Source organism: uncultured Fretibacterium sp. (assembly GCF_963544685.1).
Taxonomy (GTDB): domain Bacteria; phylum Synergistota; class Synergistia; order Synergistales; family Aminobacteriaceae; genus CAJPSE01.
Genome location: NZ_CAUUGJ010000009.1, coordinates 22,848 through 33,877 on the forward strand (window position 1 = coordinate 22,848; position 11,030 = coordinate 33,877).

Consider the following 11,030-nt stretch of genomic DNA (forward strand, 5'->3'; position numbering starts at 1 on the left):
TCATTTGCCTCCATCCAACGGTTCTGTCGCGTCGTCGGGTGTCTTCGGCCCCATCGCCTTGACCTCGCCGTTCTCCGCGTGTTGAAGGCCGCGTTTATGGAGCTTCCACATTTCGACGACGAGGCGCGCGCACATCAACGCGCACCCTGCCGGGACGGCGGCGTAAGGCCACGTCATGGGGATACGCATAGCAGCCGAAACCTGCCCTGCGCCATGGATGAAGAGGACGAGTTTTGTGCCGTACCATGTCAAAAAAAAGCTGAAGGCAAACCAGATCAGCAGGACAAGGTACTCGAGCCAAACGCGGGATGCTCCCTTGAACAGATCCATAAGCATCTCCACCCGGAAATGGCTTCTTTCGCGCACGGCGTAACTGGCGCCGACCCATGAGAGCCATAAAAATATGAAGCGAGCCAACTCCTCACTCCACGAGAGGGAGTTTGCAAAGACGTAGCGCATCACAACCTGTACGAAAACGACGAGGGTCATGATGGCAAGCGTCCAGACACAGAAGTACTCCTCAAGGTTGTTGAGAAATTTTTTGGGCGTCATGAAAGTAACCGTCCCCTTCACCGCAGAATCACCGGAACGAAAAGGCGCCCCCAGGGGGACGGGGACGCTGACAGAACACGGGGGTAGCGCCTACTTCTGCACTTGTCTGATGATTTCCATCAGATCCTGCCCCAATTCGTCCGCGAACTGCGGATAGACCTCCGCCGTCGCCTCTACAAAGGGTTTTTTCTCTTCGGCCGTCAACGCGTTGGCGCTCATGCCGGCCTCCGTGACCTTTCTCTTGAAGGATTCCTCCTCCTCGGCCATCGCCTTTCGCTGCGCTTCCGTCGCATCTTTTGCGGCTTTCAACACCAAATCCCGCAGAGCCTCCGGCAGCCCGTCAACGAATGCTTTGTTGGCGATCAACACCTCAAAGGAAAAGACGTGCCCCGTCTCGGAAACGTACTTCTGGACCTCGTAAAACTTCCCGTCGTCGATCATCGCATAAGGATTTTCCTGTGCATCCACAGTGCCCTGCTGTAAGGCCGTATAGAGCTCTCCCCAGCTCATGGGCGTGGGGTTCGCGCCGAGCGCCTTGAAAAACGCGATGTGCATCGGGTTCTCCATCGTGCGGATTTTCAAGCCCTTCATGTCATCCGGCGTGCGGATGGGCTTACGGCTGTTGGTGACGTGACGAAAGCCGTTCTCCTGGTAGCCCAGGATCAAGATGCCCTTTTCCGCCGTCAACGCGTTCAACTTCTCGCCAAGCACGCCGTCTACCGCGGCAAATGCGGCCTCGCGCGTCGTAAAGAGGTATGGCAGGTCAAGCGCCTGAATGCGCTTTTCAAAGCCGGCCAGGACGGAAGAGGAGGGGATGGCCATTTGAATGGCGCCAAGCTGCACGCCCTCGCACAACTCACGGTCCCCACCGAGCTGGCCGTTAGGATAGATTTCCACCTTGATTTTTCCCTCCGAGCCCTCCTCGATCTGCTTTGCGAAAACATCCTTCATCACCGTCATCGTTGGGTGAGACTCGGAACCGATGTAGCCCAGCTTGATCGTATAGTCCGCTGCCCGAACCCCCGATGCAGCGATCAGCACAAGAAGCGCCGCGCCAAGAAACTTTTTCATCGTGTCTCTCCTCCTGAAGTTCAAGTTTTAGAAGCGAATTCGGTTCTTGGATTTAGGGAAGCGCTGATTAAAGCAAAATCGCATATTTCCCCAAGAATAAATTATAAAAAACATCTATAGGCAAAAGTCTACAGCGCTTCCTTATAAATTGACATGGGGGCTTTGATGAAGAAACTGATGAAACCCCTAAGCTCGAAGACGCAAATCAAAGATTTGCTTTCTCGCTTATAAGCGACCAACACAACTAATGAATAAACTAAGTGATCGACACAACTCGCGTTGCTCGTTGGTCGCCTACTTATCGCGTGCGCTCGTTGGTTGTCTGCTTACGCCCCCTGGTGAAGAACCTAAGCGACCTGCACAGCTCACTACGTTCGCTGGCAGTCTGCTTAAATCCCCCACGCCGCTATCCCGAGACTGATCGGCCCGCAAGCGAAGCGAGCGGCTGCCGAAAGGCTCCTCTCTGGGGATAGCGGTGGCCCCGGCAAGATTCCTCTTCAAAACAGGCAAGCTGGGGTACCACAGGGGGGCTTCATGGATTAAATCAGCGATTCCTTAGAATCATGGCCATGTTAACGCAAAAGCAAAAGGCCGACGACAAAATACATAATGGCATTGAGCACGCATCGAGCGCCTTAAGGTTGTCGTAATCGACATTACCTCGATGGACAGGCAACAATCCGCCATACGTTCGTATTGCACCCGGCCGATCTCCCGATCTCCATCTATACGACTATTTTGACATACCCTGAACCCCTTGACAATATTTTGGGCGAACACGACTTGGATGTTTTGATTACGCTCCCGGAACAAAAAATTTCCTTTTGAAGGGGTAAAACATCAAGAAACTCACAAAGTTCGGGCCCGCCGGTTCAACCGGCGGGCCCGAACTCTCGTCGACAACGCGGTAACTGTACCGCGTGTCAACGTAAGCGACTGACACGCCATTCAAGACCTGACGATCTTGAAGAGGCGGTCATCTGCTTAAACGCAGTATACGAACGATTTAGATATTGAAATTATTTCTTCGGCTCGGCGTCCTGGTCCCCGAACCCGACGGCCTTCAGCCAGTCCGTCGGATAGCCCAGGGGCTCCAGGGTATCGGAGGTGATCCGGTAGCCGTCGTTGTACTTGCCCACAAGGTTCCAGGCCAGCGCCCACCAATCCTTGTCCAGCTGCGTCATGTAATCGCCGACGTGCTTCGTGATCATCTCGGACGCCTTCTTGGGATCCTTCTTGTAGAGCTCGGCGGCCTTCTTCTCGAAGTCGGCCTGCTCCGCGAAGAACTTGCCCTCGAGGCGCTTCTGCTCGGCGCGGATGTCCCCGATCATCGCGGCGAAGTTGAGGTCCGCCCAGTTGCCCACGAAGTTGAACGCCCACCACGTGGACTTGGGGTCGAACTTGATGCGGTCGCCGGTGTTGTAGGACTCGGGGACCTTCTTCGTCCCCGCGTAGATGGGCACGTAGCACGTCGTGATGGGCTGGTCCTCTCCGAACCACGCCACGGCCGCCAGGGGCTCGGGCAGAGTATCGCGCACCTGGCCGACAAAGCTGTAGGAGCAGCGGAACAGGCTGATGGAGCGGTTCCAGTCGTTGCCCTTGCGGTCCTCGGGCTTCATGTCCTTGGTAACGGCATAGCGCGTGGGGGTCCCAAACGGCCCTGCGGCCATGCCCTTGGTCATGTCGAAGCGCGTCCCCTCCAGGACGTCGCGGCAGAGCGCCATCAGATCCTGGGGTGCAACCGGCTTGTCGGGCTTCTGGAACAGCGGATACTGCTCGGCCGCATCCTCCGCCAGCTTCACGCTGGGGGACAGCAGGTTGTAGGCGCGCCACTCGCGGCGCTGCTGATAGTAGGGGGAGCCGTAGGGCTCGGGGTTGTAGAGCTTATGGAAGACGAAGGGCTCGCCCTCCTTCCACCAGCCCTGCTCCTCGGCGAAGGACTTGACGTTGGAGGAATACATGTAGTTGTCCTTGTCGTCGAAGTCGATCTCCGCGATGCGGGAGCGGTTGGAGCCCATCGCGTAGCTGTCGTCCGGGCAGCGCACCGCAGCCCAGACCGCGCCGGGCTTGCCGGACTCCGGCGTCCACAGGGGGCCGGGGCCCGTGATCTCGAACAGCCAGATCTCGTCCTTGTCGCCGACCGTAAGGGCCTCGCCGCCGTCGGCATAGCCGTACTTCTCCGCCAGCTCGCCCATGATCCTGATGACCTCGCGGGCCGTGGCCCCGCGCTGAAGGCCCAGGACCTGCAGCTGCTCGATCATGAAGATGGCGTTCTGGCACTCGTTCTCCTCACGGCCTCCCCACGTGTACTCGCCCATCACCACGGACTTCTCGTTCATGATGGGGTACCCCACGTGGAAGTAGGTGTAGGTCTTCTCGACCTGGGGGATCTCCCCCACCTTCTTCAGTTCCTTGCCCGGGCGGGTCTGATAGCAGATGTTGTGGTAGACGGGGACCATCTCCCCCTTCTTGTGGCTGCCGCCGGGGATGACCTTCAGCCGATGGTCGTACCAGCCGTCGCAGGTGTAGGACACCAGCACGGACCCGTCGGCCGTCGCCTTCTTGCCCACCATCACCGACGTGCACGCCAGTGCCGCGCCGGCCATCGTCAGGCACAGCACCGCGCCCAGAACAAGAACCCTCCAACTCGACCTCATCAATTCTACCTCCCGTTTTATGTCGGCCCCGCCGCCTCACAGGAGCGGGGCCGCAATATGCTCAAGTTCCAACGCGTCCCCGCGCTCGCCGCAGGGCGCCCATCCGGACCGGCTTCGACTGCGGCCCTACTTCGGATCGTCGGGGTTGGACGTCGCTCCGTAGTTCACGGCCTTCAGCCAGGACTCCGGAAGCCCTGCGTTCTCCTGGTCGCCCTCCTCGGTCATGACGTAGCCGTCGCAGTACTTCCCGATCAGGCGCTCGGACAGTTTCCACCAATCCTTGGCGATCTTGTCCATGTTCTCGGAGCAGTACTTCGTAAGGTACTCCGCAGCCTTCTTCGGGGACTGCTTGTAGAACCCCTGGGCCTTCTCCTCGACGGACTTCTGGCTCGAGAACAGCGCGTTCTCGATGCGCTTCTGCTCCGCGTTGATGTCCTTGATCATGTAGTTGTACTTGAGGCTCGCCCAGTTCGAGACGAAGTTGAACGCCCACCAGGCGGAGCTGCGGTCGAAGACGTGCCGCTTGCCCTCGGAATAGGCCTTCGGCACGGAGGTCACGCCGCAGTAGATGGGCATGTACACCGACGTGGAGGCCATGTCCTCGCTGAACCAGAGGACGCCGCCGATCGGGTCCGGAAGCCAGCTGCGGGACTGGGAGACGAACGTGTAGGAGGCCCTGTAGACCGAGATGTTGCGCTCCCAATAGACGGACTTCAGCCCCTCGGGACGCTGGTCCGCGTTCGCCCTGTAGTAGACCGGGCACTCGAACGGGCCGCCGGCCAGGGTCTTGCTGAGGTCATAGGGCGTCCCCTCGTAGGAATCCCGGTTCAGGCGAATGATGTCCTTCACGGAGAGCTTCTCGTCCGGCTTGACGAAGAGCGGGTAGATGCCCGCCGTGGGGCTCAGCTTCTGAGAGGGGGCGAAGAGGTCGAAGAAGCGCCACTCCCTGCGTCCGCAGATCGGATAGTGCCTCTGAGAATCCGGGTCGTCGTAGGCGAGGCGATAGATGAACGGCTCGCCCTCCTTCCACCACCCCTGCTCCTTGGCGAAGTCCTTGACGTTCTCGGAGTACATGAAGTTCTCCTTGTCGTCCCAGTCGATCTCGCCGATGCGGGCACGGTTGGCGATGACGCTGATGCAGTCGTCGGGGATGCGGCGCGCCACCCAGTTGGCGCCCGGCTTGTCGCTCCCGGGCTTCCAGAGCGGGCCGGGGCCGCAGATCTCGAACAGCCAGACCTCCTCGGGGTCCGCGATCGCCAGGGCCTCTCCGGAGTCCCCGTAGCCGTACTTCTCCGCCATCTCGCCCATCAGCTTGATGGCCTCGCGGGCCGTCTTCGTCCTCTGGAGCGCCAGGACCTGAAGCTGCTCGATCACCATCCAGCCCGCGTCGCAGAAGGTCTCCTCCCGGCCTCCCCACGTGGACTCTCCGATCATGAGCTGATGCTCGTTCATGAAGGGATAGCCGACGTGGAAATAGGTGTAGGTGACCTCGGCCTGCGGGATCTCGCCCATCTTGATCAGGGGCTTCGTGGGCATCGTCTGGTAGCAGATGTTCTTCTCGATCGGGACCATCTCGCCCTTCTTGTGCTTGCCGCCCGGGACGATGCGTATCCTGTGGTCGTACCACCCGTCGACGGTGTGGCTCACCATCGCGGAGCCGTCCACCGACGCTTTCTTGCCCACCATGGTGGTGGTGCAGGCCCAGGCGCTCCCGGCGACGAGCAGGACCCCTATTGCGCCGCAACAGACAACCAGTTTCTTCATCCTGCTGAACATAAAAAAACCTCCCTTAAGCAGATAACCGCCTCTTCAAGACCGACAGGTCTTGAATGGCGTGTCAGTCGCTTACGTCGATACGCGGCACATAAGCAGACAACCAGCGAAGCGTAGCGAGCTGTGTTGGTCGCTTATAAGCGAGAAAGCAAATCTATGATTTGCGTTTTCGAGCTTAGGAGCTTCATCAGTTGCTTCATCAATCGCCGCGATATCGACGTAATAGCCACAAGATTTGTCTTGACCGCCTCTTCAAGACCGACCGACGCCCGACGGCGTCAGTCTAACGCCACCCGCTCCGCCGGGGCCTGAGACGGGTCATGGAAGAACGCCCCCACGGACTTCTCCTTCACCTCGGCGTAGCGTGGCACATCGGTGACGACCACGGCCCTGTCCGGATTCATCATCGAGAAGGTATCGACGCACTGGAGGAACGTCGAGAGATGGCGGCCGACCCGAACGTCGATGTGCCAGCCGTTCTCATCCATGGGCGCGTAGAGCAGCCCGTGCTTGCCCGCCTCCATGACGAACTCGTCCTTGCCCTCCAGCAGCAGCTTCTGGTCGGTGATGCCGCGGATGCGGTCCAGCATGGGCTCCGCGACCTCGAAAAGCAGGGACATCGCGGGCGTGTGGTCGCCGATCTCGCGGTGCGACAGGCCATGCAGCGCCTTGGGGGAGAACTCCATGCCGATCGGGACCTCGAACTCCTGCGCCGTCAGGACCATCGAGGCCATGGTCGCGACCTCCTGGGCCTTCTCGTGGGCGACGATCGTGTTCTCGACCGGGTACTCCAGCTCCGCCTCGTGGAAGTCGATGGCCACGTCGACCTTCTGGGCGCGGATCATCTGCGCCAGGCCGTAGGTCGTGCGCTCGACCAGCAGGCCGTTGGGCCGCCCCGGCCAGCACCGGTTCAGGTTGCGGATGTCCATGTAGGCCAGCATCTGGCGGCTGGGGTAGTGCAGGTAGACCTCGGGGTCCGGCCAGGAGTCCAGGGGGCTCCCGGCGCGGTCACCCAGGCGCCACGTCTTCTTGCCCCACGGAGTTTTGATGTCGTAGAGGCTGGGGTAGGCCTCCCCGTTTCGGGAGTACTGCGACCCGCTGGTGTTGGCCCGGGTCACGACGATCAGCCGCCCGGACTCCACGCGCGCGTTCTCGACCAGAACCTGCGCGGAGAGGTTCGAGGCAGGCTCCTCGGGGTGGGTCCCCCCGATCGCCAGCACGGTGCCGCCGGGCTTGCCGCTGTCGAGAATGTAGATGTTGCAGTCATTGACAGTCCCGGCCAGGGAGGGCTCGTACCGGCTGAGCTTCTGGACCTCGGTCACTCCGGGGCCCAGGACCACGGTCTCCTTGTAGTTTCGCATCCCGTAGAACTCGAGCGCGCCCCACCCTGCGGCCAAGGCGCAGACGACGAGCGCCAGAACCTTGATCGCGTTCGTCCACGCCCCCGCTTTTCCGTCCATCTTCTCATCCATCCTGTCGTACTTCTTCTCCATCGTCATCGTCCCAGCCCCCTACTTGATGTGCAGGAAGCGCAGCACGAAGGGGATGAGGATCACCGCGTAGAGCACCGCTTCCTGGGCGCTCCGGGTCCTCCTGAAGTTCCACGCCAGGGCGCATGCGAAGAGCAGCGTCATGGCATAGTAGCCATAGTTGATCACCTGGTTGACAAAGATCATCAAAGCGTCGTTCATCGTTTCAAACCTCCAAATTCAAGCCCCGGGCGAACTGCGGCTACAGGGTCAGGAAGGCGAGCTGCTTGCTGTAGACCAGGAACAGCGTGCAGCAGATCGCGACGAACGCCATGGGCACGAGGCAGGCCACGACGAACTCGCCGAAATAGCGTCCCTTGTAGTTCAGCTCCATCACCGAGGCGCGCCCGACGACCGCCGTCGGGGGCAGGCAGTCCCCGATGGGCCAGAGCACCGACATCGCGGAGAGGGCGACGATGACATCCATGCCCTTCATGTTGAACAGCATGATCAGGGGCACGCCCAGCAGCGGAGCCACCGCGTACTGCAGGATGCCCTCCGATACGGGCAGGATGATGAAGAGCGTCGCGAAGAGCACCTCCAGGGGAAGGATCACCACGTGGAGCGAGATGACCCCGCGCGCGCCGGAGAGCGCCAGCACCTGGATCAGCGCCCCGACGACGACCATGATCCCCACCAGCGGCAGCAGGTTGCGCACCGTCTGGGTCAGGATGTCCCAGACGGCGAGCTTCACCGGGGAGAGCAGCCAGACGACGAACGCGGAGATCATGAAGATCATCGGCAGCCCCAGGATGGGGAAGTCGAACGGCCGGACGCGCCCCGCCAGCAGAAGCGCGGCGAAGACCACGAAGGGAGTCAGGACGCGCAGCCAGTTCATGCGCTCGGGCGGCTGGGGAAGGCGCTCCATGACGTTCTCGTCCACGGGGGCGCCGCCCCTCCCGGCCAGCCAGAACATGGAGAACAGGGCCCCGGAGATCGAGAGCACGGCCAGAGGGCCGTTGAAGCCGATATAGGGCATGTTGGCCCCCGCGGCGGCCATCATGGCCCAAAGGTTGATGGGGGGCGCGGCGGCGCTCATGGCGGCGGTCATGAAGATCGCCGCGGTTTTTCGGGTATCGTCCACCCCCATGGCGGTCAGCACGGAGCCGACCAGGGCGCCGACCGTCAGGACGCTTGTCGCCCCCGAGCCCGTCAGGGCGCCGGGGATCAGCATCACCAGGGTCAGCAGCAGGAGGCAGATGACCCGCTGCGTGCGGAACGCGCCGACGATGCGCCGGACGATGAAGGCCACTCCCCCCGACTCCTTGACCAGGGCCATGAAGAACGTGGCGCTGATGAAGATCAGACAGACGTCGAAATACGTGAAGGTCCCCTCGACGAGATGCCGTATGGGAACCTCTCCCGACCAGACCGCACCGTGGTAGGCGGCGGCGGCGATGGCCGAGGCCAGCATGGAAAGCTCCGTGGACAGCCGCAGCGCCTTCGCGATCAGAAAGACGGCGACGACAATCCCCAGAATGGTATAAGCATGATCGTACATCGGGTTCTCCCTTCCGAACAGGAAAAAGGGCGGACAGGAAAAAGGGGAACAGGGTTCCTTCGCCCCCCTTCCCCTCGATTCTCTTCGCTTCCCTACTTCATCTCTGCGAGCTTCGCGCCGATGCCGAGGGCATCCTTGACGACAATCAGCTCCTTGCCCAGTTCCTTGGCGTAGTTCGTGAAGAACCCATCGCTGTCGCTGTCCTGAATCACCAGGATGACGTCGGCCAGCGGCATGACCGCCTTGATCGTGGCCTCGTCGGAGGCGTCGGTACGCCGGGCCATGCCCTCGACGTGAGCGCCGATGACCAGGATACCCTTCGCCTTCGCCGCCTCGATCAGGGCCTTGCAGCGGGCAATCTCCTTCTCGACGTTGGTACCCGCCGCCCCCATGCCCTTCATGCTCGTCCCCGTGGTCACGACGAGCGTCTTGCAGTCCTTGCCCCCGAGCTCCTCGGCGGTGATCGTCTTGCTGTCCTCGACCGGGGTGACCTTCGCCTGCATGGAGGACATTTTGACCATCATGGCCCCGGGGCTCTGGCCGCAGGTCGTCGCAATCATCGGAGTCTCCACCTTCGGCAGGTCCGCGGCAAAGCCGGAGGCGGACGTCAGGCAGAGGGCCAGGACCAGCAGAAACAAACCCTTACGATTCATTCACAAGATCTCCTTTCAAAATGTGGAACCAAGGATATTTATTTATAAACGACCGAACCCAAACACCCGAAAGGGCGCTAGCGGTTGTTCGTGTACTTCGCGATACTGGAGAAGTTGAGATCCCAGTAGGCCTTCTCGGCGCGGTCCATGCACTCGATGGTATACTTCGTCAGAAACTCCGACGCCTTCTCCGGGGACTCCTTATAGAGGTCGGCCGCCTGCTTCTCCACCTCGGCCTGTCTCTTGAATAAGTCGTCCTCAATGGGGTTCCTCACGGCCTCGAGGTCCTTGATGGCCTCCTGGTAGCGCCAGTTCACCACGTCGTCCTGGAGCATGAAGGCCCACTGAGCGCAGTCCAGACTCAGCTTGTCGCGGTCGAAATTGGACTTCCAGCTCTCCTTCGTGTCGCGGGTTCCGGTGTAGACAGGCACGTAGAGGGTATGGGCCGGGTTGTCGTACCCGAACCACATCACGCCGCCCACCGGCTCCGGCAGGTCCTTCCGCATCTGGGAGACCCAGCTGTAGGCGCAGGCGTTGGTCGCGATGCTTCGGGAGTAGGGGATCTTCAGCAAGTTGCGCTGCAGGCGGGTGGGGAAGGGGGTCGTCAGCGGGCTGAGCTCCGCGGCGCCATCCTTGCCCTCCACGATCCAGGCGGGGTCCAGCGTCATATCGAAGGGGCTGCCCTGGTGGTAGCTGCGGATGAAACCCATGATGTCGCGGACGGAAAGCTTCTTCTCCGGCTTGATGGAGAAGGGGTAGGCGTTGACGGGCGCGTAGGGGTCCCACTCGCGGCTCGGCGCGAGGGCCTTGTGGATCGTGTAGAGGCGGTTGCGGATCCAGAGGGAGCTCAGGGCCCAGTTGTCGTTGCCCGTAGCGGGGGAGTAAGCGGCCTGAAAGTCGAAGGGCTGGCCGCTGTTAGGATCGTAGAGCTTGTTGTCGATGGCGTGCTGCATGTAATTGTCCGAAACGATGAAGTTCTTCGTATCCTTGGGGTCGATGAAGCGGATGCGCGCGATGTTGGGGACGACCACAACCTCGTCGTCCGGCACACGCTGGGCTGCCCACACGGAACCCGGCTTGCCGCTCTCCTGCGTCCAGCCGAAGCCCGTGCTGAACACGTGGAATATCCAGGCCTCGTCCGGGTCGGTGATGGTGAGACATTCACCCTCAGTGCCGCAGGAGGGCATGAACCCGTACTTCTGCGAGAGCTCGCCGATGACCTGAATGGCCTCCCGCGCCGTCCTGGCGCGCTGCAGCGCGAGGACCTCCAGCTGCTCGATGGCCAAGAGCGCCT

Annotated in this window: 9 protein-coding genes; all 9 read right to left on the minus strand. The window is 61.1% G+C overall.

Annotated elements, in window-relative coordinates:
* Nucleotides 1–552 (minus strand): TRAP transporter small permease, encoded by a 552-nt coding sequence (locus ABLA28_RS01880; protein WP_314716829.1) that lies wholly within the window; start codon nt 550–552, stop codon nt 1–3.
* Between the two features lie 90 nt (nt 553–642).
* Nucleotides 643–1,623, minus strand: a complete 981-nt coding sequence (locus tag ABLA28_RS01885; RefSeq protein ID WP_347712279.1) for a TRAP transporter substrate-binding protein — start codon at nt 1,621–1,623, stop codon at nt 643–645.
* Between the two features lie 1,019 nt (nt 1,624–2,642).
* Nucleotides 2,643–4,280, minus strand: coding sequence for a C69 family dipeptidase (locus tag ABLA28_RS01890; RefSeq protein ID WP_314716832.1), 1,638 nt, complete (start codon nt 4,278–4,280; stop codon nt 2,643–2,645).
* A 126-nt stretch (nt 4,281–4,406) separates the two neighbouring features.
* Entirely contained in the window at nt 4,407–6,056 is a 1,650-nt protein-coding gene (locus tag ABLA28_RS01895; protein ID WP_347712280.1) for a C69 family dipeptidase, read from the minus strand.
* Between the two features lie 275 nt (nt 6,057–6,331).
* Nucleotides 6,332–7,546: a succinylglutamate desuccinylase/aspartoacylase family protein gene (locus ABLA28_RS01900; protein ID WP_347712284.1), complete on the minus strand. Its 1,215-nt coding sequence runs from the start codon at nt 7,544–7,546 to the stop codon at nt 6,332–6,334.
* An 18-nt stretch (nt 7,547–7,564) separates the two neighbouring features.
* Nucleotides 7,565–7,744: a hypothetical protein gene (locus ABLA28_RS01905; RefSeq protein WP_299299268.1), complete on the minus strand. Its 180-nt coding sequence runs from the start codon at nt 7,742–7,744 to the stop codon at nt 7,565–7,567.
* A 40-nt stretch (nt 7,745–7,784) separates the two neighbouring features.
* Nucleotides 7,785–9,083, minus strand: a complete 1,299-nt coding sequence (locus ABLA28_RS01910; protein ID WP_299299266.1) for a C4-dicarboxylate ABC transporter — start codon at nt 9,081–9,083, stop codon at nt 7,785–7,787.
* 92 nt (nt 9,084–9,175) lie between these two features.
* Entirely contained in the window at nt 9,176–9,736 is a 561-nt protein-coding gene (locus ABLA28_RS01915) for a DUF6305 family protein (RefSeq protein ID WP_314716836.1), read from the minus strand.
* Nucleotides 9,737–9,813: 77 nt separating this feature from the next.
* A partial coding sequence (locus ABLA28_RS01920; RefSeq protein WP_347712281.1) for a C69 family dipeptidase occupies nt 9,814–11,030 on the minus strand: 1,217 nt, incomplete at its 5' end.